At 70.5% G+C, this 25470-nt stretch carries 29 protein-coding genes, 1 tRNA gene and 1 pseudogene; 20 read left to right on the top strand and 11 right to left on the bottom strand.

Translation table 11 applies throughout. The features are described 5' to 3' along the window. Positions 1–222 precede the first annotated feature (222 nt). Positions 223–564: a helix-turn-helix domain-containing protein gene (locus DQW50_RS01330; protein ID WP_112077518.1), complete on the top strand. Its 342-nt coding sequence runs from the start codon at positions 223–225 to the stop codon at positions 562–564. 43 nt (positions 565–607) lie between these two features. After that, positions 608–678 (top strand) — tRNA-Gly (locus DQW50_RS01335). Between the two features lie 289 nt (positions 679–967). On the opposite strand, the pseudogene DQW50_RS01340 reads toward DQW50_RS01335, so the two are convergent. The 3 genes and pseudogenes from DQW50_RS01340 to DQW50_RS01350 all read right to left on the bottom strand — a co-directional run. Further along, a pseudogene (locus tag DQW50_RS01340) lies at positions 968–1195 on the bottom strand (gfo/Idh/MocA family oxidoreductase); the annotation flags it as partial. A gap of 52 nt (positions 1196–1247) precedes the next feature. Beyond that, positions 1248–1775 (bottom strand): redoxin domain-containing protein, encoded by a 528-nt coding sequence (locus tag DQW50_RS01345; protein ID WP_112077519.1) that lies wholly within the window; start codon positions 1773–1775, stop codon positions 1248–1250. Continuing rightward, positions 1772–3607: an acyl-CoA carboxylase subunit beta gene (locus tag DQW50_RS01350; RefSeq protein WP_112077520.1), complete on the bottom strand. Its 1836-nt coding sequence runs from the start codon at positions 3605–3607 to the stop codon at positions 1772–1774. Before DQW50_RS01350 ends, DQW50_RS01345 begins: the two co-directional genes overlap by 4 nt. 113 nt (positions 3608–3720) lie before the next feature. Between DQW50_RS01350 and pyrH the strand changes: the two genes are divergently transcribed. From pyrH to DQW50_RS01370, 4 genes are all read left to right on the top strand, one after another. Next, entirely contained in the window at positions 3721–4440 is a 720-nt protein-coding gene (gene pyrH, locus DQW50_RS01355) for a UMP kinase (RefSeq protein WP_112077521.1), read from the top strand. Continuing rightward, positions 4437–6218, top strand: coding sequence for a lysine--tRNA ligase (gene lysS / locus DQW50_RS01360; RefSeq protein WP_112077614.1), 1782 nt, complete (start codon positions 4437–4439; stop codon positions 6216–6218). Before pyrH ends, lysS begins: the two co-directional genes overlap by 4 nt. Next, positions 6219–6473, top strand: a complete 255-nt coding sequence (locus DQW50_RS01365; RefSeq protein ID WP_112077522.1) for a hypothetical protein — start codon at positions 6219–6221, stop codon at positions 6471–6473. It begins immediately after the preceding gene. Positions 6474–6627: 154 nt separating this feature from the next. Continuing rightward, positions 6628–7539, top strand: coding sequence for a sensor histidine kinase KdpD (locus DQW50_RS01370; RefSeq protein ID WP_112077523.1), 912 nt, complete (start codon positions 6628–6630; stop codon positions 7537–7539). Positions 7540–7547: 8 nt separating this feature from the next. Here the strand turns inward: DQW50_RS01370 and DQW50_RS18585 are convergent, their stop codons facing one another. From DQW50_RS18585 to DQW50_RS01380, 3 genes are all read right to left on the bottom strand, one after another. Further along, positions 7548–7682 (bottom strand): hypothetical protein, encoded by a 135-nt coding sequence (locus DQW50_RS18585; RefSeq protein ID WP_255417605.1) that lies wholly within the window; start codon positions 7680–7682, stop codon positions 7548–7550. A 114-nt stretch (positions 7683–7796) separates the two neighbouring features. Then, the gene (icd, locus tag DQW50_RS01375) at positions 7797–9059 is read right to left on the bottom strand and encodes an isocitrate dehydrogenase (NADP(+)) (RefSeq protein ID WP_112077524.1); all 1263 of its coding nucleotides are present in this window, start codon (positions 9057–9059) and stop codon (positions 7797–7799) included. Positions 9060–9157: 98 nt separating this feature from the next. Further along, a complete protein-coding gene (locus DQW50_RS01380; RefSeq protein WP_241964294.1) occupies positions 9158–10078 on the bottom strand; it encodes a glycosyltransferase family 2 protein in 921 nt (306 codons plus the stop codon). 148 nt (positions 10079–10226) lie between these two features. Here DQW50_RS01380 and DQW50_RS01385 point away from each other — a divergent pair, with 148 nt between their 5' ends. The 10 genes from DQW50_RS01385 (at position 10227) to DQW50_RS01430 (ending at position 18015) form a co-directional block, all read left to right on the top strand. Further along, a complete protein-coding gene (locus DQW50_RS01385) occupies positions 10227–11102 on the top strand; it encodes an isoaspartyl peptidase/L-asparaginase (RefSeq protein ID WP_112077526.1) in 876 nt (291 codons plus the stop codon). A gap of 173 nt (positions 11103–11275) precedes the next feature. Next, entirely contained in the window at positions 11276–12271 is a 996-nt protein-coding gene (gene cofD, locus DQW50_RS01390) for a 2-phospho-L-lactate transferase (RefSeq protein WP_112077527.1), read from the top strand. Further along, on the top strand, positions 12268–13080 hold the full coding sequence (locus DQW50_RS01395; RefSeq protein WP_112077528.1) for a tRNA-dihydrouridine synthase: 813 nt from the start codon (positions 12268–12270) through the stop codon (positions 13078–13080). Before cofD ends, DQW50_RS01395 begins: the two co-directional genes overlap by 4 nt. Beyond that, entirely contained in the window at positions 13077–14144 is a 1068-nt protein-coding gene (locus DQW50_RS01400; RefSeq protein ID WP_112077529.1) for a triphosphoribosyl-dephospho-CoA synthase, read from the top strand. Before DQW50_RS01395 ends, DQW50_RS01400 begins: the two co-directional genes overlap by 4 nt. Next, positions 14141–14797, top strand: a complete 657-nt coding sequence (locus DQW50_RS01405; RefSeq protein WP_112077530.1) for a DUF447 domain-containing protein — start codon at positions 14141–14143, stop codon at positions 14795–14797. The genes DQW50_RS01400 and DQW50_RS01405 overlap by 4 nt, the downstream gene beginning before the upstream one ends. Before the next feature lie 122 nt (positions 14798–14919). Further along, complete coding sequence (locus DQW50_RS01410) at positions 14920–15114, top strand: 30S ribosomal protein S17e (RefSeq protein ID WP_112077531.1); 195 nt, start codon at positions 14920–14922, stop codon at positions 15112–15114. A gap of 79 nt (positions 15115–15193) precedes the next feature. Beyond that, positions 15194–16429 carry a tripartite tricarboxylate transporter permease gene (locus DQW50_RS01415; protein ID WP_112077532.1) on the top strand — a complete coding sequence of 412 codons (1236 nt, stop codon included), beginning with the start codon at positions 15194–15196 and terminating at the stop codon, positions 16427–16429. Between the two features lie 112 nt (positions 16430–16541). Next, positions 16542–16721 carry an HVO_2753 family zinc finger protein gene (locus DQW50_RS01420; RefSeq protein WP_112077533.1) on the top strand — a complete coding sequence of 60 codons (180 nt, stop codon included), beginning with the start codon at positions 16542–16544 and terminating at the stop codon, positions 16719–16721. 1 nt (position 16722) lies between these two features. Then, positions 16723–16989 carry an elongation factor 1-beta gene (locus DQW50_RS01425; protein ID WP_112077534.1) on the top strand — a complete coding sequence of 89 codons (267 nt, stop codon included), beginning with the start codon at positions 16723–16725 and terminating at the stop codon, positions 16987–16989. A 165-nt stretch (positions 16990–17154) separates the two neighbouring features. Next, a complete protein-coding gene (locus DQW50_RS01430; RefSeq protein WP_112077535.1) occupies positions 17155–18015 on the top strand; it encodes an HpcH/HpaI aldolase/citrate lyase family protein in 861 nt (286 codons plus the stop codon). 293 nt (positions 18016–18308) lie between these two features. Here DQW50_RS01430 and DQW50_RS01435 read toward each other — a convergent pair whose 3' ends face one another. The 4 genes from DQW50_RS01435 to DQW50_RS01450 all read right to left on the bottom strand — a co-directional run bounded on the left by DQW50_RS01435 (position 18309) and on the right by DQW50_RS01450 (position 20385). Beyond that, positions 18309–18857: a DUF1684 domain-containing protein gene (locus DQW50_RS01435; protein ID WP_112077536.1), complete on the bottom strand. Its 549-nt coding sequence runs from the start codon at positions 18855–18857 to the stop codon at positions 18309–18311. A 77-nt stretch (positions 18858–18934) separates the two neighbouring features. After that, positions 18935–19639 (bottom strand): helix-turn-helix domain-containing protein, encoded by a 705-nt coding sequence (locus DQW50_RS01440; protein WP_112077615.1) that lies wholly within the window; start codon positions 19637–19639, stop codon positions 18935–18937. Between the two features lie 87 nt (positions 19640–19726). Further along, on the bottom strand, positions 19727–20005 hold the full coding sequence (locus tag DQW50_RS01445) for a hypothetical protein (RefSeq protein ID WP_112077537.1): 279 nt from the start codon (positions 20003–20005) through the stop codon (positions 19727–19729). Next, positions 20002–20385 carry a helix-turn-helix domain-containing protein gene (locus tag DQW50_RS01450; RefSeq protein ID WP_112077538.1) on the bottom strand — a complete coding sequence of 128 codons (384 nt, stop codon included), beginning with the start codon at positions 20383–20385 and terminating at the stop codon, positions 20002–20004. Before DQW50_RS01450 ends, DQW50_RS01445 begins: the two co-directional genes overlap by 4 nt. Before the next feature lie 82 nt (positions 20386–20467). Here DQW50_RS01450 and DQW50_RS01455 point away from each other — a divergent pair, with 82 nt between their 5' ends. Beyond that, positions 20468–20770, top strand: a complete 303-nt coding sequence (locus DQW50_RS01455) for a hypothetical protein (RefSeq protein WP_112077539.1) — start codon at positions 20468–20470, stop codon at positions 20768–20770. Between the two features lie 46 nt (positions 20771–20816). Here the strand turns inward: DQW50_RS01455 and DQW50_RS01460 are convergent, their stop codons facing one another. Next, positions 20817–23006, bottom strand: a complete 2190-nt coding sequence (locus DQW50_RS01460) for a (Fe-S)-binding protein (RefSeq protein ID WP_112077540.1) — start codon at positions 23004–23006, stop codon at positions 20817–20819. Positions 23007–23127: 121 nt separating this feature from the next. Between DQW50_RS01460 and DQW50_RS01465 the strand changes: the two genes are divergently transcribed. From DQW50_RS01465 to DQW50_RS01470, 3 genes are all read left to right on the top strand, one after another. After that, positions 23128–23775: a hypothetical protein gene (locus tag DQW50_RS01465; RefSeq protein ID WP_112077541.1), complete on the top strand. Its 648-nt coding sequence runs from the start codon at positions 23128–23130 to the stop codon at positions 23773–23775. 106 nt (positions 23776–23881) lie between these two features. Beyond that, a complete protein-coding gene (locus DQW50_RS17765) occupies positions 23882–24031 on the top strand; it encodes a hypothetical protein (RefSeq protein WP_157964830.1) in 150 nt (49 codons plus the stop codon). Positions 24032–24080: 49 nt separating this feature from the next. Continuing rightward, positions 24081–25457 carry an FAD-dependent monooxygenase gene (locus DQW50_RS01470; RefSeq protein WP_112077542.1) on the top strand — a complete coding sequence of 459 codons (1377 nt, stop codon included), beginning with the start codon at positions 24081–24083 and terminating at the stop codon, positions 25455–25457. The last annotated feature ends 13 nt before the right edge of the window (positions 25458–25470 follow it).

Consider the following 25470-nt stretch of genomic DNA (forward strand, 5'->3'; position numbering starts at 1 on the left):
CTCGAACGACACTCGATGACGGGATCGAGTCCGTGGCTTACACAATACCTATCAACCCCCGTCCCGTCCGTCCCGAGACGCGATGCTCGTTTCAACGAGAATGAACGATCTCGCGGTAGCGTGGTCCCCACCCGACGGCGTTTCGGTCCCCGCCGCTGACGACCTCCACCACCTCGACCGGAGTGCCCCGTTCCCCGGTCTGGCTTTCAAGAACGGTCACCGATGACGCTCGAGCAACTCTCCCCGCAGCCGGGCGATCCGGACGTCGAGCGGGAGCGACGGACGGTCCCGCTCGATCGGTCCAACGGGCTCTTCGAGGTGCTCGCCTCGGAGACCGCCCACGAGGTGATCGCCGTCGTCCGCGAATCGCCGTCGACGCCCTCCGAGATCGCCGACGAGCTCGACGTCTCGCTTCAGGCGGTCACGTATCACCTACGCCGTCTCCAGCGCGTCGACCTCCTCACGTCCGTCGGTGTCCGGTACTCGAAGAAGGGCAGAGAGATGAGCCTGTACGGCCTCTCGACGGAGTCGGTGACGGTCACTTTGACGGAGCCGCGAATGTGACAGACTTAAGTGTCTCACCGACGCAGTGTCGATCGCGAAGCACGCACCGGTAGTGTAGTGGTATCACGCAACCTTGCCATGGTTGCAACCCGAGTTCAAATCTCGGCCGGTGCATTTTGCGAACGAAGTGAGCGAAATGTACCGAGAGTTTGAACGCTATCAGTCGCGCGGAGCGAACGGAGTGAGCGCACGTCTGATTCCGAGTTCAAATCTCGGCCGGTGTACTTTCTCGCTGCGCTCGAAGATCCACCGGCCTGACTCCCGCTCGCGGTTCCACCGCTCGCGATCGAGGTGTTCGCTCGGCTCACACCTCGCCTCACTCGCGGGAGTCTCGGCCGGCGCATTTTGCGAACGGAGTGAGCGAGCACGTCAGATTCCGAGTTCAAATCTCGGCGGCCCGGGGTCACTCCGCGTCGCCGAGATCGACCGGCCGGCCGGTCCCGAACGACTCGTAGACGCCGGCGAGCGCGTGCATGTCGGCGAGGGCGTGTTCGCCGTCCGGGTGGAACGGCTCGTCCGCGAGCAACTGGTGGCCGAAGTAGGCGAACTCCTCTTCATTCTGGTGGACCTGGTCGACCTCGCCGTCGACGCGAGCCCCGTCGCGGACGACCGCGAACCCACGGTCGTCCCTCCGCCGCCGCTCTCACCGCGGACCGTCGTCTCTCACCACGGGCCGTCGTCTCTCACCACGGGCCGTCGTAGTTCACCCGCGGCCGGTCGACGGCGACCCCGAGGTCGCGGAGCGTCGCGGTCGCGTTCTGGACGGGCGAGGGGGCCGGTCGGTCGAGCGCGTCCGTCGTCGCCTCCGCGAACCGGACGGTCCAGTCCCCGTCGATCACGACCGTCGCACGGCGCGGAATATGCGAGTGGCCCTCCCACGACTCCGCGATCAGGTCGTAGGAGTCGGCGACCCCGCCGTGGAAGTCCGCGACGACCGGGAACGGGAGGTCGAAGCGGTCGACGTACGCGAACCCCGAATACAGCGAATCGCCGGTGAGCGCGACGACGGCCAGGTCGTCCCGGTCGTGCCAGCCGGCGTCACGGACCGCGGCGAACGCCGCCGTGCTCGTCGGGACGAAGTTCGCCGGCGCGAACGTCAGGACGACCGCGCGGTGCGCCTCCACGAGCCGGTACAGCGCGATCTCGGTCGCCCTCCCGTCCACGACGGCCGGTGCGGCGAAGTCCGGTGCGGTGACGCCGGTGTCGATCATAGCACGGTCCCGTGTTTCTTCTCGGGCAGGTCCTTCCGGACGTCCGCGTAGAACGCGAACCGCGCCGCCAACTCCTCGCGTAGCGTGGAGGGGGGAACGATCTCGTCGATGACGACCTCGCTCGCCATCCGGTGGACGTCTATCTCCTCGCGGTACTCCTCGCGGAGGCGCTTCTCCTCTGCGGCCCGCTCGTCGGGGTCGTCGATCTCGGCGAGCTTCCGGGCGTAGACCGCGTTGATCGCGGCCTCCGGACCCATGATCGCGATCTCGCCGGAGGGGAGCCCGATGACGCTCTCGGGGTCGTAGGCCGGCCCGCCCATCGCGTAGATGCCCGCGCCGTACGCCTTCCGCACGACGACGGTCTGTTTCGGGACCGTCGCGGAGGAGGTCGCGTAGATCAGCTTCTTCCCCTTCTCTAAGATCCCGTCCCGCTCCACCTGGCTCCCGGCCATGAACCCGGGCGTGTCACAGAGGTAGAGCAGGGGGACCTCGTAGGCGTCGCAGGTCCAGACGAACTCCGCGGCCTTCTCGGCGGCGTCCGGAAATATGGCACCCGACCGCTCCGTCGGCTGGTTGGCGATCACGCCGACGGGCCGGCCGTCGATCCGGCAGAACGCGGTGACGACCTCGGGGCCGTACCCCGCCTTCAGCTCGAAGACCGACTCCGCGTCCGCGATCCGGTCGAGGAGGTCGCGCACGTCGTACGGGCGAGTCGGCGACTGCGGGATCAGCCCGTCGATCCCCTCCGGCGAGTACTTCGGCGGCTTCGACCCCGCTCGCGGCGGCTTCTCGCCGGCCCGGTCCGGGAGGTACCCGATGAGGTCGGCGACGAGGTCGCGGGCGTGTTCCTCGTCCTCGGCGACGAGGTCCGCGGAGCCCGACTCCTCGGCGTGGACCCGCGGGCCGCCCAACGCCTCCAGGTCTATCTCCTCGCCGGTGACCATTTCAACCATCCGCGGGGAGGCGATCGCCATCGCGGACATCCCCTCGACCATCACGGTGAAGTCGGCGAAGACGGGGGTGTAGGCCGCCCCGGCGATACAGGGGCCGTAGAGCACGCAGATCTGTGGAACCGCCCCCGAGAGCATCGAGTGGTTGTAGTAGTACTTCCCGATCCCCTCGCGGTTGGCGAAGAAGCCGGACTGCTGGTCGATCCGCCCGCCGGAGGAGTCCATCAGGTAGAGCACGGGGTTGCCCGTCTTCAGCGCGCGCTGTTGCATCCGGAGGAACTTCTCGACGCCCTTCGCTGCCATCGACCCCGCCTTCACGGTGAAGTCGTTCGCCATGTAGTGGACGTCGCGCCCCTCGAACGTGGCCGCGCCCGTCAGCAGGCCGTCCGCGGGGAGGCGGTCGGCGTCGTCGTCTCCCTCGCCGTCCTCGCCGTCGTCTCCCTCGCCGTCCCCGCCCCGCCCGGGCGCGTTCGGGTGCCAGTCGTCGAAGCCAGCGAACGTCCCGTCCTCGAAGCGGATCCCGGCCGGGTCGCCGTCGGACGCGCCCGCGTCGCCTGCGCTGTGGGTTCCTCCCTCACTGCCGAACCAGAGATCGAGCCGGTCGCGGACGAACAGCTTTCCCTGTTCGGCGAGCCGTTCGCGATACTTCGCCGGGCCGCCCTCGCGGAGGTCCTCGATCTCCGCCCACAGGTCGCGCTCGCGGTCGGTGGGACCGAGGTCGTCCGCGAGCGGGTAGGCCGTCTCCGGCGGGTCGGCTCGCGCCGCGGGCGCGTCGCCGTCCCCGACGTGGACGTCGACGGCGACGCCGAGGTGTGCTGCGAGCGACCTGGCGATCGCCTCGGCCTCCTCCGGGGTCGCCGTCGACTCGACGTGGACCTTCATGGTGGCGGGACTCCCGGACGCGGCAAAACTGTTTGCCACGGGGGAGACCCGATCCGCGCGTCGTCGCCCCCGCTTGGCAATCCTTAAGCCGGCGACACGGCTACCCCGCCGCAATGAGAGTCGTCGTTTCCATCGGCGGGAGCGTGCTCGCGCCGGAGCTCGACCCCGAACGCGTCGCCGCCTACGCGGACGCGATCGAGCGGCTGACGGCGGAGGACTGTGCGATCGGCGTCGTCGTCGGCGGCGGCGGGGTCGCCCGCGAGTACATCACGACCGCGCGGGACCTCGGCGGCGACGAGGTCGAACTCGACGAGCTCGGGATCGGCACCACGCGGCTCAACGCCCGCCTCCTCATCGCCGCGCTCGGCGAGACGGCCGCGCCCGCGCCGGCGACGGGGTACGACGAGGCTGCGGCCGCGTTCCGCCGGGGCGAGGTGCCCGTGATGGGCGGGGTGACGCCCGGCCAGACGACCGACGCGGTCGCGGTCGCGCTCGCGGAGTCGGTCGGCGCCGACCTGCTCGTGTTCGCGACGAGCGCCGACGGCGTCTACGACGTCGACCCGAACCGCCACGACGACGCGACCCGCTTCGAGTCGCTCTCGCCCGCGGAGCTGGTCGACGTGGTGCTCCCGATGAGCCGGGACGCCGGCTCCTCCGCCCCCGTCGACCTCCTCGCAGCGAAGCTGATCGATCGCGCCGGGATCCACGCCGTCGTCCTCGACGGGATCGACCCCGACGCCGTCGTCGACGCGGTCCTCCGCGGCGACCACACGGGGACGAACGTGCTCCCCGAGGGAAGCAGCGAGCCAGCGAGGTGGACGGGGCAGCGATGACGGACGACGCCCCCGCGGGCGGCTCCGGCGGCGACGACTCCTCACGACGTGACGACCCTTCACGACGTGACGATTCCCCGCACATCCTCTCGGCACGGGCGGAACCCGACGACGCCGATCGGGACGATACCGACGGCTTCCACGCCTTCTGGGCGGACGTCGTCGCCGACGCGATCGAGGCGCGCGACCCCGACGACCCGATCGTGATCAAGGGCGGTGTCTCCCCGTCGGGGGTCGCCCACGTCGGCAACGTCAACGAGGTCATGCGCGGCTACTTCGTCGCCGAGGTGCTCCGCGACCGCGGCCACGAGGTCCGACAGCTGTTCACCTCCGACGACAAGGACCCGCTCCGGAAGCTCCCGCGAAAGCTGGCGAACGCCGACGGCGAGATCGTCGGGCTCGGCGACGTGGACGCGGGCGCGCTCGGCCGCAACCTCGGGAAGCCGTACACGTCCATCCCCGACCCCTTCGGGGAGCGAGAGTCGTACGCTGCGCACTTCGCCGCCCTCCTCACAGCGGACGCCGAGCGGCTCGGCGTCCCCGTCGAGATGGTCTCGAACACCGAGCTGTACGCGGACGGGAGCTTCGACGACGCGGTCCGGACCGTCCTCTCCGACCTCGCGGGCGTCCGCGAGACCCTCGGGACGTACCAGGACAAGGTCGACGACGAGTACGTCCCGTTCAACCCCGTCTGTGCGGAGTGCGGGAAGATCACCGAGACGGTGACCGCGGTCGACCTGGAGGCGGGGACGGTCGAGTACGCCTGTACGGACCTCGAGGTCGGCGACGACGTCATCGAGGGGTGCGGCCACGAGGGGACCGCCACGTTCCGGGAGGGAAAGCTGCCGTGGCGGCTGGAGTGGCCCGCCCAGTGGGACGTCCTCGACGTCGACTTCGAGCCGTTCGGCAAGGACCACGCCGAGGGCTCGTGGCCCTCCGGCGTCGACCTCGCGCGGAACGTGTTCGGGATCGAGCCGCCGGTGCCGATGGTGTACGAGTGGTTCACGCTCGGCGGCGAGGCGCTCTCCTCGTCGGCGGGCAACGTCGTCACGGTGCCCGAGCTGCTCGAATATCTCGAACCCGAGGTGGTGCGGTACTTCTTCGCGCTCCACCCGAAGAAGGCGCGCGACCTCGACCTCGAACGGATCGACCTGCTCGTCGACCGCTTCGACCGCTTCGAGCGGGCCTACTTCGGCGAGGTCGACGACGAGGAGCTGACCCGGTTCGCCGAGCGCGCGTACCCGTTCGTGATGGGCTGGGGCTCCGAGGGTCGGCCGGTCGGCGCCGACCGTCCCGCGGACGCCGACCCCGCGGACCGCGTCCGGTTCCCGTACACCTTCGCCGCCGTCCTCGGCATGGTCGACGACCCCGACCTGCGCGAGCAGCTCGCGCGCGACGAGGGTCACGTCGACGACGACACCCCCGAGTGGGCGGTTCGAGAGGCGCTCTCCCGCGTGGAGCGCGCTCGGACGTGGGCGGAGCGAACCGACAACGAGTACAACTACCGGCTCCAGACCGACCTCCCGGACGTGGCGTTCGACGACGACGTCGCGTCAGCGCTCGACGACCTCGCGGACTTCGTCGCCGAGGGCCACGACGGGGAGGCGATCCAGGCCGAGATGTACGAGACCGCCCGCGATCACGGGATCGAGGTCGCCGACTTCTTCGAGGCAGGGTACCGCCTCTTCTTCGATCAACCCCAGGGTCCACGGCTCGGCGAGTTCCTCGGCGAGTTGGAACGCGAGTTCGTCGTCGCCAGGCTCCGACGGGGGGCGTAAATGCCCGAGGACCGATCGCTCGACGACTTCGCGTCGAGCGGGACCGATACGGAGGACCCGGACGTCGAGACGGGCTCGGATAGCGACTCCGCCGGTGGAGCGGCTACCGAGGGAGATCTCGCCGACGTCGAGCCCGCCGAGTCCACGTCGACGTGGACGGCGGACGGCACTGCCTGTGACCGCTGTGGCGCCACGGTCACGCGGCGCTGGCGCGACGGCGCCGACCTCGTCTGTCCCGAGTGTGCCGAGTGGTGACCGGATTCGATGTCGGCCCCCGGGATCCGCGATCGGGAACACGGGCGCTCGGTCTGCCGTTCTCCCGTTCCGTTCCACCACCGTGAACACTTAATACACGCCGGATCGAGCCGTTAGTTACGGACGATCTACGCTGGGGTTAAGAGATATATAAATGAAATCAGATCCGGATCGGCTGTTCGATCGGTCGCCCCGCGCCGTCGCGGGTCTGTATCTCCTCTTCGGCGCCACGTGTGTGATCCTCTCCGACCTCGCGATCGGGACGGCGTTCGCCTCCACGGACCCGTTCTCGTCCGTTCGAATCGTGAGCGGTCTGGCGCTCGTCGGAGCGTCCTCGGCGTTCCTGTACGTGGCCGTGAGACACCACTCCCGTCGGGCCGTTACCGCCCGCGGGGAACTGGAGACGTCGAACCAGCAGCTCCAGGTGTTGAGTCGCGTGTTCAGACACAACGTTCGGAACGACCTCAACGTCGTTCAGGGATACGCCGACCTGCTCGAGCGGCGGCTGGACGACGAGCGCAGCCGCGAGTGTCTGGAGACGATCCGCGAAACCACGGAGGACATGGTCGAGATAAGCGAGAAGCTCCGAGTGATCGAGGACGCCTCCACGGGACCCGTCGAGGAGCGTGTCGACCTCACGACCGTCGTCCACGAGGCCGTCGAGGAGCTGGACGACGAGCGGACGGACGCGGAGTTCTCGCTCGATCTCCCGGATCGCGCGTGGATACACGCGGACGAGTCGGTGATCTACCCCGTCCGGGAGGTGCTCGAGAACGCGATCGCCCACAACGACGACCCGGGTCGACGGGTCCTCGCGCGCGTCGAAACGAACGGGACGACGACCCGCCTCGAGGTCCAGGACAACGGGCCCGGGATCCCCGAAGGCGAGCGGGCGGTGCTGCGGGCCGAAGAGGAGACGCCCCTCTCACACGCCAGTAGCATCGGGCTGTGGCTCGTCAAGTGGATGTGCGAACTTCAGGAGGGCACCGTCCACTTCGACGCTACCGAGGACGGAACGACCGTGTTGCTCCGGTTCCGATCGACGGACCGACCGCCGGATCGATGAGCCCGAACTCACTCGAGTTCGGTGATCGTGACCGCGTACACCGCCCCGCAGTTGCCGCACTCGACGTGAACCCCCCGGCTCGTCTGTCCTCGAGTGAACTCCGAGATCTCCTCGGAGCACGAGCACTCGAACTGGACTTTCATCACTCCGGATAGGTACCGTCCGTATTTAAAATACGGTGATCCGGTTCTCCGTCGTGATATTCGGGTCCCGGAACCCGGCGCGTTTCGGGCCTCCCGGGAGTTCGCAACGCCCGCCTACGCGAGCCTTTCGATGTTCTCGACGACGGCGTCGGCGAACTCGCTCGTGGCGAGTTTCTCGCCCCCCTCGATCTGGCGGTGGAGGTCGTAGGTGACCTTCCCGGCGGAGATGGTCTCCTCGACGGCGTCGCGCACGAGGTCGGCGGCGTCAGACCAGCCGAGGTACTCCAGCATCTCGCGACCGGAGAGGATCATCGCGGTCGGGTTGACCTTGTCCTCGCCGGCGTACTTGGGTGCGGAGCCGTGGACGGGCTCGGCGAGCGCGCGACCGTGGCCGTAGTTGACGCCGGGTGCGATCCCCAGCCCGCCGATCTGTGCGCCGGCGGCGTCGGACATATAGTCGCCGTTGAGGTTCATCGTCGCGATGACGGAGTATTCGCCCGTGCGAGTGAGGAGCTGCTGGAGCATGTTGTCGGCGATGCGGTCCTTCACGAGGATCGTCCCCTCGGGCTGCTCGCCGTCGTACTCGTCCCACAGCTCGTCCTCGGTGATGAACTCGTCGCCGTACTCCTCCTCGAGGAGTTCGTAGCCCCAGTCGCGGAACTGGGCCTCGGTGAACTTCATGATGTTGCCCTTGTGGACGAGCGTGACGGAGTCACGGTCGTTCGCGAGCGCGTAGTCGAACGCCTCGCGGATGAGCCGTTTGGAGGCGAACTCGGAGATCGGCTTCACGCCGATCCCGATGGGACCGTCGTGGAGCACGTCCTCGACGCCCATGTCGTCTTCGAGGAACTCCCTGACCTGCTCGACCTCGTCGGTGCCGGCCTCCCACTCGATGCCGGCGTACACGTCCTCGGTGTTCTCCCGGAAGGTGATCATGTCCATCGCCTCGGGGTTCTTCACGGGCGAGGGAACGCCCTCGAGGTGGTAGGTGGGTCGCACGTTCGCGTACAGGTCGAGCGTCTGCCGGAGCGCGACGTTCAGCGAGCGGAAGCCGGAGCCGACCGGCGTCGTCATCGGGCCCTTGATCGCGACGCGGAACTCGCGGATCGCGTCGACGGTGTCGTCGGGGAGGTTCTCGCCGTACTTCTCGCGGGCGCTCTCGCCGCCGTACACGCGCATCCAGGCGATGGAGCGGCCGGTCGCCTCCGCGGCGGCGTCGAGCACCTGCTGGGCAGCCGGGCCGACGTCGGTTCCGATGCCGTCCCCGTGGAGGATCGGGACGATCGGGTTCTCGGGGACGTTCAGTTCGCCCGTCTCCTCGTCGGCGAGCGTGATCCGTTCCCCGTCGTCGGGGACGTCGACCTTGTCGTAGCTCATAACGGTCGTGGTTTCTCGCACCCCCGTAAAGTGCCTGCCGCTTTCCGAGTGCGGCGGGGCGGCCGGAGCGCCGGCTGGACGGCGTCGCTCGGTCGGGGTCACCCCGACAGCACCCGAACGTCGTGTTTCCGCACCCACCGATACCGACGACCACCCCACACGAACGTCCGACGCGCGAACGCGTACGCCATCAACCCGGGCATCGCGACCGCGGCCGGGGTCGCGAGCAGGAACGTCGGCCGCCGGAGCCCGGCCCACGCGTACGTCGCCCCGGAGAGCAGGGTCACGAACCCGGCCGCGGCGACAGGCACTGCGAGACACAGCGTCGCGAACGTAACCGCGAGCGCGACGTTGACCGCGCTCGACCGGGGCGCGTGGTACCGGACGATCCACAGGAAGCGCACGAGCCGCTCCAGCGAGGCGCGGATCGACCCCCCCGCGGGCACGACCCGCGTCCGTTTCACCGGCGTCACCTCGAGGTGTTCCGAGAGGGTCCCGTCGTCGCTGACGGCCCGTTCGAGGTCCGCACGGAAGGCGGACTCGTCGAGGTCGTCACGCTCGAAGACGACCGCGCCGCCCCACGCGATCCCGCCGGCGGCGATCGCGAGGGTCCCCCCGATGAGGTAGGCGGGCTCGAGGAGGACGCCGAGCGGATCGCGGCCGACGAAGACAGGCAGCTCCGTCGTCGGCCCCTGCCGTTCGTAGTCGGCGTGGAGGCGCTCGAGCCAGTCCGGCGGGTGGTGGAAGTCGTCGTCCGTCCAGACGATCCGGTCGCCCTCGGCCGTCGCCATCCCCGTAGCGATCGCGTGCGCCTTCCCGGAACACCCCGCCGGTTCGCCGGCGAGCACGACCCGAACCCCGGGGGGCGTCTCCCCCCGTCGGTCGGCGACCGGGTCGTCGGCGTCGTCCGCGATCACGAGGAGTTCGTCGTCCTCCTCCAGGGCCACGGCGACCTCCTCGCAGGCGTCGGTCCAGCGGACGGTCGGTAAGAGAACGGAGGTCGGCGGGGGGTCCGTCACGGCCGGGGATTCGTCGGCCGGATACAAAAACTGGCGGTCGGACTCCGGGTGGCTCGTTCGTTGTCTGCCGGACCGCCGTCCTCCCGACCTCTGCTCTCCGGACCGCCGCTTTCCGGAGCCTTATACGGTCGCCCTCGGAGGGTCGACCATGCGCGTGATACTCCACGGCGGCGCGGGCGGCGCTCCCGACGAACCCGAACCGAGAGGGGCGGTCCTCGACGAGGCGGCCGAGGCGGGGGCCGCGACGGCGACCCCGCTCGACGCGGTCGAGACGGGGATCCGCGTCCTCGAATCGAGTCCCCGCTTCAACGCGGGGGTCGGCGGCGCGGTCCAGTCCGACGGAGTCGTCCGCACGGACGCGGGCGTCATGACCGCGGACCGCGCGGTCGGCGCGGCCTGCTCGATGCCGGGCGTCGAACACGCCGTCTCCGCGGCACGGGTCGTGATGGAGGAGACGCCGCACGTCCTCGTTTCGGGCGAGCACGCGGTCGAACTCGCCGTGGACTTCGGCGTCGAGACCGGCGTCGACCTCCTGACCGACGAGAAACGCGAGCGCTACGAGGCCGAGGCCCCGCCGGAGGGGTCACCGAGCGAGCACCTCGAGTGGCTGGAGGCGCGGTTCGGCTCCGGCGGCGACGCTACGGCCCCCGACCACGACACGGTCGGCGCGGTCGCGACGGACGGCGAGACGTTCGCGGCGGCTACCTCCACCGGCGGGCGCTCGTTCGCGCTCGCGGGGCGCGTCGGCGACGTCCCACAGGTCGGCTCGGGCTTCTTCTGTACGGACGCCGGCGGCGCGAGCGCGACGGGGGCCGGCGAGGACATCACCCGGGTCACGCTCACGCGCCGGGCGGTCGACCTGCTCGAGGAGGGGTTCGACGCCGAGACTGCGGCCGACCGCGCGATGGCGGAGTTCGAGGCGGTGACGGGCTCGGACGCGGGCGTGATCGTCTGTGGCGACGACGGCGTCGGTAGCGCGTTCAACACCGAGGCGATGCAGACGAGCGTCGCGGTTAGCGAGTAAGGGGCCGCGACCGCGTCTCACGCCTCCCCAGCCTCGGCCTCGGCGACCCGCCGGAACCGCCGGCGGGTCCCCTCGGCCTCCCTCGCGCGGGCTCCGAGCGGCCGGCGGTCGCTCGGAGGCGCGCGCCGACCGCGGAGCCGAGGATACAAATCCGCCCCCCGCCTTCCGGGCGTATGGTCACGTTCCTCGCGGGCGGCACGGGAACGCCGAAACTGCTCGAGGGCGCGAGCGCCGTCCGGGACCTCGGCGACGTGACGGTCGTCGCCAACACGGGCGACGACGTCGAGCTCGGCGGCCACCTCGTCTGCCCGGACGTCGACACCGTGCTGTTCGCCGGGGGCGACGTCCTCGACAGGGAGCGCTGGTGGGGGATCGACGGCGACACCACCGAGACCCACGACGAGCTCTCGCGGCTCGCGGCGTCCGCCGGGTTCGACCCCGGACCGCGCTACCTCGACGACGACGCCCAGACCGCGGGCCGTGCGATAGCCCGCTGGCGGCGCTTCTCCGGCGTCGCGGAGTTCATGGAGATCGGTGACCGCGACCGCGCGGTCCACCTCACGCGGACCGGGCTCCTCGACGAGGGGCACACCCTCACCGAGGTAATCGGGACCCTCGCGGACGTCTTCGGCCTCGACGTCGACCTGCTACCGATGTCCGACGACCCGGTCGCGACGCTGGTTCACACGGAGGCGGGCGGGACGCTCCACTTCCAGGAGTACTGGGTCGCCCGCCGCGGCGAGCCGGCCGTCGCCGACGTGGAGTTCCGCGGCGCGGACGCGGCCGAGCCGACCGACGCGGTCCGCGAGGCGCTCGCCGAGCCCGTCGTGATCGGCCCGTCGAACCCCGTGACGAGTATCGGCCCGATGCTCTCGATCCCCGGGATCGAACCCGCCCTGGCGGCGACGCCCGTCGTCGCCGTCTCGCCGTTCGTCGGCGACGAGGTGTTCTCCGGACCGGCCGCCGAGCTGATGGCGGGGGTCGGGCTCGAGCCGTCGACCGCGGGGGTCGTCGACGCCTACCCGTTCGCGGACGCGTTCGTCCTCGACCCCGACGACCCGACCGAGCCGGACCGCCACGTCGAACGGACCGACGCCCGGATCGACGACGTCGACGACGCCGCGCGCGTCGTCCGCGCGTGCGAGAACGCGCTGGAGGCGGTGTCGTGAGCCCTCCGTCGGCTCCGTCAACGCCGGCGACCCCCGCGGAGCCGTTCCTCGTCGCCGCCAGCCTCAGCGGCGAGTCGGACGCCGCGTGGGCGCGGACCGCCGGCGAGCACGTCGACCGTGCGGTGCTGGGCGGGATCGCGCTCGACCCGGCGAGCCGTGAGGCTGCCCGCGACCTCGTCGCCCGCGGGCGCTCCGAGTTCCTCCCCGCGGATCCGATCGCGTGGATCGATCGGGAGTTGCGCGCGCTCGCGGACGCGCCGGTCCGCCCCGGGGTCAACGTCAGGAGCGCGACGGTCGAGCCGGTCCGCGAGGCGGCCGCGGTCTGTGCCGACCACGGGGCGATATGTGAGATCAACGCCCACTGCCGCCAGCCGGAGCTCCGCGCGGTCGGTTGCGGTGAGACCCTGCTTTCGGACCGCGAGCGGCTCGCCGACTACGTCACGGCCGCGGCGGAAACGGGCGCGACGACGGGCGTGAAGGTCCGCGCGGAGGTCGAGGGCGTCGACCTCGCCGTGGTCGCCCGCGCGGTCGCGGCCGCGGGCGCGGACTGGATCCACGTCGACGCGATGGACTCGGAGGCGGTCGTCGCCGAGGTCGTCGACGCGATGGACTCGGAGGCGGTCGTCGCCAACAACGGCGTCAGGGATCGAGCGACGGTTCGCGAGTACGCCGAATACGGAGCCGACGCGGTGAGCGTCGGCCGACCGAGCGACGACCCGCGGGTCCTCTCCCGGGTCGCGGACGCGGTCGCGGACTGGCGCGAGGGGGAACTGATCGGTCGCGCCGACGGGCGGGAGGTCTCGCCGTGACTCCCCCACGTCCGTCGCGTGTTCCGCACGCTCCGCACGCGCCGCGTTCCCGCGCTCCCGCGGACGACGCCACCCTCGCGCTCCTCCTCGAGGTCGCGGGAACGCCGAAGCCGGGGAACGTCGACCGACACAGGGACCTCGCGGACCTCCGGTTCGAGGCGTTCCTCGGCGGCGCGGTCGGGGCCCGCGACGGGATCGAGCGCGCGGCCCGCGGCGGGGCGGTCGGCCACGCCTTCGAGCGCGCGGTCGCGGGGATGGCCGCTCGGGCGGGGACGAACACGCAGTTCGGCTGTCTCCTGCTCCTCATTCCGCTCCTCCGTGCGACCGACGACGGCGACCTCTCGCCCGACGGCCTCGACCGCGTGACCCGGGGGACTACCGTCGACGACGCGGTCGCGTTCTACCGGGCGTTCGAGCACGTCGACGTCGCGGTCGGGGACCCGCCGGACGACGCGGCCGACCTCGACGTGCGCTGTGGGGGCGACGCCGAGCCGACCCTCCGCGACCGCGGGCTCACGCTCCGTGACGTGCTGGCCACGTCCGCAGTCGTCGACGGCTCGGCGGACGGCGGGACCGGCGACCGCGTCCCCGACCGTAACGCCCAGGAGTGGGTCGGGGGGTTCCCCCGGACGTTCCGCGCCGCCGAGTGGATCTGCGCCGACGAGGGGCCGCTGACGGACCGGACAGCGAGAGCCTTCCTCGGCCTGCTCGCGACCGAGCCCGACACGCTCGTCGCGACGGCTCACGGTCCGGGGGTCGCCTGCGAGGCGAGCGCGGAGGCACGCGCGATCGTTTCGGCCGGTCAGGACGTTCCCGACGCTGAGTTCGTTCCCGACGCTGAGTTCGTTCCCGACGCCGAGTTCGTTCCCGACGCCGAGTTCGTTCCCGACGCCGACGCGGTCCACGCCGTCGACCTCGACGCAGTCGAGGAGTTGGCTACGTCGTTCGTCGACCGCGGGATCAACCCGGGGACGACCGCGGACCTCACCTGTGCGGCGCTGTACGTCGCGCTACGGCGCGGGGCGAGCCTGGACGGGAGCGACCGGAACGGAGTGGACACGTGACCGTGAGCCCCGACGGCTGGCCGGTCGACCTTCGGGGGGTCACGGAGTCCGTCGTCGCCACCCTCGGCCCCAACGATCGGTGGAACGTCGCCGCGCTCGGACTCCACGCACCGGACGCACCCGACGACCCCGTCACGGCGAGAACGTACGGGCGGACCCGGACCTGGCGGAACTTCACCGAGCGCGGCGGCGGCGTGGTCCAGTTCACCGTCGACCCGCGGGAGTTCGTCGACGCGGCGCTGACCGTCCGCGAGGAGCCCGAGCCCGTCCTCCCCGGTGCGGACGCCTGGGTCGAGGTGCGCGCGACGGAGGTCGACCGCGAGCGTCGGGGCGACACCACCGTGCGGACGTGGGCGCTCGAGCCCGTCGAGAGCGCGGTGGTCTCGGAGCGAGTGCCGACCGTCAACCGCGGGTTCGGCGCGGTCGTCGACGCCACGGTGGCCGTCTCGCGGCTCGACGTCCCCGGCTACGACACGGCGGAGCTGCTCGACCGACTGCGGTACTTCGCCGACGTCGTCGACCGCTGTGGCGGCCCGGCCGAGCGGGAGGCGTTCGCGCGGATCGACGGGGCGACCGACTGGCGCGCGCTCGCGGCGGACCGCGGGCTCGACGTCGTCGACGTCGCGGACGGGGAGCCTTCCGGCTCGTCGTGACCCGGCCGGCTTGCCGTCTCCCGGATGACTCGTCGTTCTGGGTCCTCGACGGCCCGATCCCTCCGTACAGCCGCTCGCGCGGGAACGAACCCTTTTAGTTCGGCCCGCGGGTATCGCTCGGTATGGCCATCAAGCCCAAGTACATCAAACAGCTCGCGAACGTCCTCTTGGAGCGATACCCCGAGTCGTTCAACACCGACTTCGAGACGAACAAGGAGAGCGTCTCCGCGCTGACGACCGTCGAGTCGAAGGGCGTCCGCAACCGCATCGCCGGTTACATCACCCAGAAGAAGTCGCAGGCGGCCGCTTCGGCCTGATTTTCGGGTTTCGACGTCCGACCCCGTAGCTGACCTGCCGGCGCACGTTTATACCGCAAGCCGCGGCCACCCCGTCTGGATGGACACCCTCGTCCGGCCGGTGGTCGATCCGGCCTTCGCCGGAGCCGCGCTCGCGTTCCTCCTCTGTGGCGCTGTGCTCGGGACCGCGAGCGGGCTGGTTCCCGGACTCCACGCGAACAACTTCGCGCTACTGCTCGCCGGGATCGCCCCGTCGATCCCCGCCGACCCCCTGCTCGTCGGCGTCGCCATGCTCGGCGCGGGAGTCGTCCACTCGTTCCTCGACATCGTCCCCGCGCTCGCGCTCGGGGTACCCGACGCGGCGACCGCCGTCGCCGCGCTGCCCGGCCACCGACTCGTCGTCGCCGGGCGCGGCCGCGAGGCGCTCCGGCTCTCGGCGGTCGGCTCCGGGCTCGCGGTCGCGCTGGCGGTGCCCCTTGCCGTCCCGATCACCTGGGTCATGGCGCGGGGGTATCCGACCGTCCGGGCGCATCTCCCCCTCCTGCTCGGGGTCGTCGTCGCCTTCCTCGTCGTCACCGAGTCCTCGAAGCGGGCCGCCGTCGGCGGGCTCGTCGCCTTCCTCGCGAGCGCCGCGCTCGGCGTTGCCACCCTCGACGTCGACCCGTCCGCACCGCTGGACGCGGGCGGCGTGCTCGCCCCGCTCTTCTCGGGGCTGTTCGGCGCGCCGGTCCTCGTCGACGCGCTCGGCGGCGAGGGTGTCCCGCCGCAGTCGGACGCGCGGATCACGATGGGGAGACGCGACCTCGGCGTCAGCGCGACCGCGGGGTCGCTCGCCGGCGCGGTCGTCGGCTACGTCCCGGGGATCTCGGCGGCGATCGCCTCGGTCGCGGCGTTGCCCGCGGTCCCGCGGAGCGAGGCGGACCGCGGCTTCATCGTCGCCACGAGCGGGGCCAACACGGCCAACACCGTGTTCGCACTGTTCGCGCTCGTCGCCCTCGGGACGCCCCGAACCGGCGTCACCGTCGCGATCGACCGCGCCGAGGTGCCGCTCGCGTTGCCGATCCTCCTCGTCGCGATGGCCACCGCGGCGGCCTGCGGGTTCGCGCTCCTCCTCCTCGTCGGGGACGCGTACCTGCGTGCGGTCGGGAACGCCGACTACACCCGGCTCTCCGTCGGCGTCCTCTGTCTGCTCTGTCTCGTTTCCTACGCGTTCGCGGGTGCCTTCGGCGTCGGCGTCTTCGTCGTCGCCGCGGTGCTCGGTCTCGTCCCGCCGCGGCTCGGCGCGCGGCGCGTCCACCTGATGGGCGTGCTGATCGGGCCGCTGATGTTGGGGTGACCGGTCGGGGCGGCGGTCCGAGGGGAGCCGGACGCCGATCCCGCGGCCGTGGACGTCCCCGGCGCGAGGGCAAAGAACAACGGTTAAACGTCACGCGACGGTGAGAACTGGTATGAGCGATACCGAAAGCCGGGGCACGAAACAGTGTGTCTCCTGTGGCATCCAGGTGTCCGGGATGAACGCCGCGCGGTTCGCCTGCCCGGACTGTGGCGCGACGATCCACCGGTGTGCGAAGTGCCGGAAGCAGAGCAACCTGTACGAGTGTCACGAGTGTGGCTTCCGGGGGCCCTGAGATGGGGGACGTCGCCGCCAAGATCAAGGTCATGCCGAACAGCCCCGAGGTCGACCTCGACGAGCTTCAAGACGAGCTGGAAGCCGCCCTCCCGCAGGGCGCGCGCATCCGCGGTTTCGAGCGCGACGACGTCGCCTTCGGGCTCGTCGCACTGCTCCCGACCGTGATCGTCCCCGACGACGCGGGCGGCACCGAGGCCGTCGAGGAGGCGTTCGCCGAGGTCGAGTCAGTCGAGTCCGTCGCCGTCGAGAACGTCGGCCGCCTCTAGTTCGGGTCTCCCCCGACCCGGTTTCTCGTCCGTTCCCCTCCGTTACGCCGTGAGCCGGCTCTCCGCCCCGCCGACCGCTCCGCCCTTCTGCCTCCTCGCCCCATCGAACCCCCCGACGATGGCCGCCGTACCGCCGTTTTTGTACCCCGATCGAGAACGTGGCGTATGGACCTGAAACGGAAACTCGTGGAGGGGGAGCGTCCGGTCGGCGGCTGGTGTGCGTTGCCCTCGCCGGGCGTCGCGGAGGCCCTGGCGACCGCCGACTTCGACTTCGTGACCGTCGACACCGAACACTCGGCGGCCACGGCGGGTGACGTCGAGGACATGCTCCGGGCGATCGAGTCCGCCCCCGGCGACACGGAGGCGCTGGTTCGCGTCGCCGACGTGGAGGCGGCACGGATAAAACGCGTCCTCGACGCGGGCCCGTCGGCGATCATGGCCCCGCAGATCGACTCGCCATCTGCGGCCCGCGAGTTCGTCGAACTGTGCCGATACCCGCCACAGGTCGGGGAGGGCGGGAGTGGGAACGACGGCGACGACTCGGAGAACGGCGACGACTCGGCGGACGACCCCGCGGACCGCGTCGACGCCGACGGCTACCGCGGCCGGCGCGGCGTCGCCGGAAGTAGGGCCTCCGGTTTCGGCCGTCGGCTGGACGCGTACCTCCGGCGCGGGGCCGACGACGTCGCGGTGATCGCCCAGATCGAGACGCCACGCGCGGTCGAGTCGGCGGGCGAGATCGCGGCGGTGCCCGGGATCGACGCGCTGTTCGTCGGTCCCGCCGACCTCTCGGCGTCGCTCGGGCGGTTCGGGGAGTACGACGACCCCGCGTTCACGGACGCGATCGAGGCGACGCTCGTTGCTGCGGACGACGAGGGGGTGCCGGTCGGGACGCTGGCGACGAGCGACGAACTGATCGACCGATGGGTCGACGCGGGCTACGACTACCTGATCGCGGGAACCGACGTCGGCTTCCTGTCGACGGGGGCCGACCGGGCGATAGCGCGGTTCGAGGAGCAGTCGTAGGCTCGAATACGGCGCGTTCTCGACCCTGCGTGCGCTCGAATTTCCGGGCGTGTGCTCGAACCTCCGGGCGTCACCGTGCGTGTGCTCGAACCTCCGGGCGCGATGGACCGCGACCGCGACCGCACCGCGCCTCACGCCTCCCCAGCCTCGTCGCTGGCGCGTGTCCGCGCCGGCGACTCCACCGGAAATCAGAGATTTCCGAGCAGTCGGCGCTTCGCGCCGACGACATCGCGCGGGCCCCTCGCGCCCGACCGGGCGCTCGGAGGCACGCGCCGGGTTTCGAAGCGATCGGGCTACTCGAAGTCGGGCGCCTTCTCGCCGGCGGGAACGACGGTCTCCAGCCAGTTCTCCTCGGGCGGGAGCGGACACGCGAACGTCTCGCTGTACGCGCAAAACGGGTTGTACGCGAGGTTGAAATCGACCGTGACCGCGTCGCCGTCCGCGAGTTCTCCCTCCGGTTCCAGCTCCATGTACCGTCCCTGGTGGTACGTCTGCTGGCCCGTGGTCTTGTCGCGGAACGGGACGAAGATCGCGCCCTCCTCCCCCTCCTGGCGATACCCCGCGAGTTCGTGTTCCTCGCCGTCGAGTTCGAACGCGAACGTCACGACCCGCAGGTAGCGGACCGGTCTGCTCGCGGTCGTCTCCATCTCGACGGGGTCGGGCTCGTCGTGGACGGTCACCGTCGCCTCGACGCGATACTCGGGGGCCGGCGGGAAGTACGCGAGCCCGTCGAACGCCTCGCGGCGGTCCGGCGGGATCGGCGACTGCGGGTGCTCGGCGAAGAACTCGTCCTTCTCCCGTCGGTTGGCAGTGAGCCGGTCGGCGTACGCCTGGTCGCTCATGGCCGGACCGAGACGCGCCAGCGGTTTTAGCCCCCCGATCGTGGAGTTCGACAGCGGTACGCGCTCGCGGCCGCGACTCAGAGCTCCCGGAGGTCCGCCAGACACGCCTCGAGATCGCGCGTGGAGGTCGCGAGCGAAAAGCCGTCGACGCGCGCGAGGTCGGCTGCGTGCTCCCAGAGGTCGTCGGTGTCGATCCCGTGGAGGACGACCGCGTTCGGGGTCGGGCTGACGACGCGCATCGCGACCAGCGGCGACTCCCCGCGGGTGACCCGCGTGAACACCAGCGCGCGGTTCGTCGACTGGCCGTACAGCCGGTAGAACTCCTCGCTCGACAGGCGGGTGATCGCCTGGATCGAGTCGATCACGGTGTGGCCGTTGACGCGGTCGCGGTCGCCGCGAACGACCTCGGTCGCCCCCATCGCCTCGTAGAAGTCCGAAAGCGGCACCGCGGTCGCGTACTCCCGGAGGTCGTGGACGATGTCGCTTTCGAACCCAGCCGAGAGGACGCGGGCGTACTGCCGGAGCCGGCCGCCACCCCGCCGTTCGTCGATGTCGAGTAGCCCCTCGACGGTCCGGCGGACGACGCCGATGCCGGGGCTCTCCCGGCGGCCGCTCTCGTAGTCGGAGACCACGGAGGAGGAGACGCCGAGCTGGTCGGCCAGCTCCGTCTGTGAGACGTCGAAGTCGGTCCGCCACTTCCGGAGCGTCGCTCCCGGGTCGTCGCTGAGCGTGATCTCGCCGGCGATCCGGCGGGAGAGCTCCTCGCGTGTGGCCTCGCTCATCATCCGATCCCACGCGTGAGCCTCGCAAAAGGCTACCGTTCGTCGCTCCGAACGGCGAGATCCCGACTGTCAGCCGCCCGCGACCGGCTACTCCAGGTACAGCGAGTAGACGATCACGCCGAACCCGGCGGCCGTCAGCAGGCTGTCGATCGCGATCCCCGTCGCCAGGCCCGCGCCGACGATCTGGTGGGAGACCCCGCCGACCAACGCCCCGACGGTGACCACGCCGAACCCGATCCCGAGCGCCCGCAGTGACGGGTCGCCGGTGCGCTCGTAGGCCCGGAGCGCGTAGTACGTGATCATGCCACCCAGTACCAGGATGGCGGTCTTTGCCACGATTATCGTCAGGTCGATGTGCGTTGTCATGTTTCCTCCCGAAGCTCCGACCACAGGTCGGCCAGCCGCTCGTCGCGCGTCGGCTCGGGACGCTCGAACTCGACGGCCAACTCGCGCCCGTCCGTCTCGTCTATCGAGACGACGACCTCCTCGAACGCGACGGAGTAACGCGTCGTGTGCTGGCCGTCGCGTCGGATGTCGGTCGACTCGTTCAGCAGGGTCGCGTCGGTGAGTTTCTCCAGTTTTCGATACGTCGTCGAGAGCGGGACGTCACACTCCTCGGAGAGCTCGCTCGCCGTCTTCGGTTCCGAGAGCGCAGTGACGATCCGGCGCGCGGCCTCGTCGGCCAGCGCCTCGAGCACCTCGTCGACCTCGGGTGGGTCCTCCTCGCGCGACGGGTCCCGCACCATATCGACCGCTTTCGCGCGCCGACGGTTAAACCATCGAACTCGGGAGTACTTTTAAGAGCCTCCCTCTGGAGAACCCAGGTAAATGTCCCCTCGGAGACCCGACGCGACCGACTTGACGCTCTCCCACGAGGAGGCGTGGGTCGCGCACGCGGCGTTGCTCGACGCCTGTGAGCGCGCCGTCGACACCGACGGGGACGCCTCGCCATACCACCGCCCGCTCGACCGCATCGAACGCGGGGGTGACCTCCCTGCCGACGGAACTGCGTTGCTACGGGACGCGCTCGTCGACTACCTCGGCGACGCGCCCGTCCGCGACCGAGCCCCCGGTCGCGCGTTGCTCCGTCGGACCGCCGACGCCGTCGATTCGGCCCCCCGACGCGTCTGAGGTCTCCGCCGTTCCTTCGATCAGCGAATTCGCACCGGTCATCCCGTCACGAGCCAGTTTCCAGCGCCTCGATAAGCAGTTCCGCCACGTCGACGACCTCGACGTCCTCCTCGAACCCGCCCGTCTTCCGGCCGTCCTCGAACATGGTCGTACACATCGGACAGGCGACGACGAACTTCTCGATGGCGCCGCCCGCGTCGGTGTCCTCGACCGCCTCGCGGAGCCGTTCCTCGCTGGGTTTGACCGCCTCGTCGTGTTCGGTCCAGAGCCCGCCGCCGCCCCCGCCACAACAGAAGGAGTCCGACCGGGACCGGGGCATCTCGTACAGCTCCGCGCCGGTCGCCCGGATCAGCTCGCGGGGGGCCTCGTACTCGTCGTTGTACCGGCCGAGGTGACAGGGGTCGTGGTAGGTGACGGTGTAGTCGAGCTCGTCGCCGACGAGGTCGAGCCGGCCGTCGGCGACCAACTCCTCGACCACCTGCGTCCAGTGGCGCACGTCTATCTCGCCGTCGGCGTTCCACGGCTCCTCGCGGTCGAACGGCATCATCGGGTCGTCGGCGAACTCCGCGAAGTCGACCTCGGGGTACTCGTTTTTCATCGTGTTGTACGAGTGCGGGTCCGTACAGACGATCTTCTCGAACTCGCAGTCCGCGAACGTCTCGACGTGGTGGCCGGCGAGTTCGAGGTAGAGGAACTCCTCGCCGATCCGGCGGACGTCGTTGCCGTCGTTTCGCTCGTCGTCGAACAGGACGCCGAACTCGACGCCCGCCTCCTCGAACAGCCGCGCGAGCGCGCGGGCCACTTTCTTGTTCCGGTCGTCGAAGCTTGGGTAGTCGCCCACGTACCAGAGGTACTCCACCTCGGTCTCACGGGCGTCGTCGACCGTGAACTCGAGGTCGTCGGCCCAGTCGCCCCGGTTCGACTGCGGCTCGCCGAAGGTGTTTCCCTTCTGCATCACGTCCTGGAAGACGTCCTGAAGCGTGGCGTCGACGGCGCCCTCGTCGACCAGCTGGCGGTTCATGCGCGTGAACGAGGTGAGGTGCTCGATGTCGACGGGACAGGCGTCCATACACGCCATACACGCCATACACGACTCCATCGACTCGCTCGCGATCACGCCGCCCTCGTCGGCGACGATGGGGACCGTGCCGCCGTCGCTGGCGGCGGCGGAGCCCGCTACGCCGCCGTCGGTCGCGACGGCTGTGCCGTCGCGTCTCCCCGCGACCGGGTCGTCGACCACGGACTCGCGGTACGCCTTGAGGTCCAGGATCACGTCGCGCGGGTCGAGGTTTCGCCCGACCGTGTCGGCCGGACAGGCGTCGGTACAGCGCCCGCACTTGGTACAGGCGTCGCCGTCCATCAGCTCCTTCCAGGTGAAGTCCTCGAGGGACTCGGCGTTGGTGTGATCGAGGTCGGCGGGGACGTTCGGGAGGCGCGCGCCGGCCGCCTCGTCGCGGACGACGACGTTCGCGAACGAGGAGATCATGTGGAACGGCTTCGCGTACGGGATCCACGCGATGAACGCGAACGCCAGAAGCGAGTGGCTCCACCAGACGACGCCGTAGACCGCCTCGGCACCGGCGGTCGTCAGCCCCGCGGCCTCGAGCCCGGCGGCCATCGCCATGCCCACGAAGCTCACCGTCTCGTTCGCGCGCGCCGGCTGGCCGACGATGCCGATCGCCTGGAGGAGGAAGCCGCCGACGCCGAGGAGGAACAGCGTCCAGACGAACGCGTCGTCCTCGAGCGAGGTGTGTTTGCCCCACAGCCGCCCCTCCCGCTCCCGGTAGCGCCGGTACATCGCCATCCCGACGCCGACGACGAACAGCAGGCCGAACGCGTCGACGGCGAACTGGTAGACCAGATAGAAGTCGCCGACCCAGAAGGACTCACCGGCGAGCGGGCGGTAGAGGTCGATGTCGATCCCGAGGATCGTCGTCGCGACGAGCAGGACGAGGAAGCCCCAGAGCACGAAGGTGTGCATCACGCCCGTGTACGCGTCTCCGTCGAACTGGTTCTCGTTCGAGAGGACGGTCCGCGTCGCCGAGACGACACGCCCGGGGAGGTTCGAGAGTCGATCGCGCGGGTCCGCACGTCCGCGCGTGTACGCCGCGAACCGGGCGTACACGCCGTACAGGAACGCGAGGATCGCCACCACGGCGAGCCAGTAGAACGCGGCCTTCCCGACCGGACCGATGGTCCAGAACGTCTCGCGGGTGGCCGTCTGCAGCGCAGTCATGATCTATCACGGGGATACGGTCGGGTTAAAACTTGCCACGCGGGGGCGGGAACCGACCGCCGGCGCGGGTCGCCGTCGCCGCCGACACCCTTTTTCCCGTTCGTCGCCTCCCTCCGGGGACATGGACGAGAAGACCGAGGAACTCCGGGACCTCTTCGTCGACGCCACCGGCTCCGAGGCGGTGACCGAGCGCCAGGAGGCTGCCCGCGGGAGCCTCGTCGACCGCGACGCCGACGCGGTCGAGGCGCGCGTCGCAGAACTCGTCGCGACGATGCGCGAGCGGTACGGCTTCGATTCCGGGCTCGCCGGGGCCGACGTCGACGATACCGGTCTCGCCGACGAGGCGTACGACCGCGTCGTCTTCGGCTTCTTCGACGGCGAGGACGACGAGACGATCGCCGACGCCCTCGGCGGCGCGGGCGCCGGGGTCGACGCCCGGACGGTCCGCGACGCGCGCCTCGACCTCCACCTCGTCGCCGACGCGGACCGGGACACCCCATTCGAGTACACGGCGCTGAAACGCCAGCTCGCGGCCGGTCGAGAGATCGAGGCGGTCGCGTCGGCGCTCGACGTCGACGTCGACGTCGTCAACGAGTTCGTTCCGGTCGCCCGCGCCGACCTCGCGTCTACACGCGTGAACGACCGCTTTCGCGACGAGTTCCGCGACCTCCTCACCGACGCGGACATGGAGGCGTCCCACGCCGCGACCGCCCGCGAGGACGGGCTTCGCGAGGCGACCGAGGACATCGAGACCGACGTGTCGCTGTAGCGGCGAGAGCGCCGTGTCGCTGTAGCGGCGAGAGCGCCGTGACCGGCGGGTTGCCGTCGACTCGGCGTGCGACACCGATTTGAACGCACGCCACCGATCTGTTACCGTGCTTGGGATCAGGTTCTTCCTCTGTGACGGATGCGGGACGGTGTATGCGGACGTCGAACGGCCACCACGGTGTGGCACCTGTGACGACGCCTCGACGGTGGAACTGGGGCCCGGGACACAGGCTGCGAACTACTTCACCGGACGGTGAACCTCCGGCCTTTTTGGTCGGGGCGCGTAGTACGGTCGATCGTTCCCACATGACGTTGGCAAGCATGCCGCGGTACGACGGGTCCCGTGCCGAGCCGATCGGCGGCCGGGCCGTCGTCGTCGGGGGGAGCATGGCCGGCCTCTGTGCGGCCCGCGTCCTTCGTGACGTCGTCGACGAGGTGGTGGTCCTCGAACGCGACGAGTTGCCGGACGGCCCGGTGAGCCGTGGAGGAGCACCCCAGACGAGCCACCCGCACGCGATGCTCGAAGCCGGTCGGGTCACGCTCGAGGACCTCTTTCCGGGGTTCGGCGACAACGTGCTGACTGCCGGCGGGCTGGAGCTGGACATGACGCGGGACATCACGTGGTACGACCACGGGGGCGTCGTCGCCCCAGCGAAAACGCCGCTATCGGCGCTGTACGCCAGCCGACCGCTCTTCGAACACGTCGTCCGCGAGCGGCTCCGCGAGACGACGGGGCTCCGGTTCCGCGACGGGTGTCACTTCGTCGAGTACCTCCACGACCCGGGGAGCCGTCGTGTCACGGGCGTCCGGTTCAGGGACGAAGCGGGCGTGGAGACGACCCTCGACGCGGCGCTCACCGTCGACGCGACCGGCCGGACGAGCCGGACGCCCGCGTGGCTCGAACGGCACGGCTATCCCGTCCCCGACGTCGACCGGGTCTCCGTCGGCATCACCTACAGTACGGTTCGGCTCGCTCGGCCCCCGGACGCGCGTCGTGGCGTGCTCATCGCGCCCGAACCACACCGCCCGCGCGGCGCGGCCATGCTCCCCATCGAGGGGGACCGCTGGGAGGTCCTCCTTCAGGGGGTACACGGCGAGCGGTCGCCGACCGATCGCCGAACCTTCCTCGAGTGGGCCGACGCGCTCCCGCTGGACGACATCGCCGTGGAGTTGCGTACCCGGGAGTGGCTGTCGGCGGTCCACCGCTACCCGTTCCCGGCCAGCGTCCGACGCCGTTACGGCGACCTCGCCCGGTTTCCGGACGGGCTCGTCGTCACGGGCGACGCCGTCGCCAGTTTCAATCCCGTGTACGGGCAGGGGATGTCGGTCGCGGCGCTTGACGCGCTCGCGCTCCATCACGAGCTCCCGAACGGGATCGAGGGGCTCGGACCCCGCGTGTTCGAGCGGATCGACGGGGTCGTCCACGAGGCCTGGCGGACGGCCGTCGGCAACGACTTCACCTTCGACGGGACGGAGGGCTCCAAACCGTTCGCCACCGACCTGCTCAACAGGTACGCGGGTCGATTGGTCGCGAGGGCCCACGACGACGGGACGCTGACCGAGGCGTTCCTGCGCGTCTTTCGACTGGAGCGCCCGTCGAGAAGCCTGCTGTACCCTCGGATCCTCTGGCGCGTGTTTCGACCCCGGTTCGGTGTCGGAGAGGGGGAGACGTCACGGTCGTGAGCTGACACGCCCG

Origin of the sequence: Halorubrum sp. 48-1-W (assembly GCF_003287355.1) — an archaeon.
In the GTDB taxonomy this organism is placed as follows: domain Archaea; phylum Halobacteriota; class Halobacteria; order Halobacteriales; family Haloferacaceae; genus Halorubrum.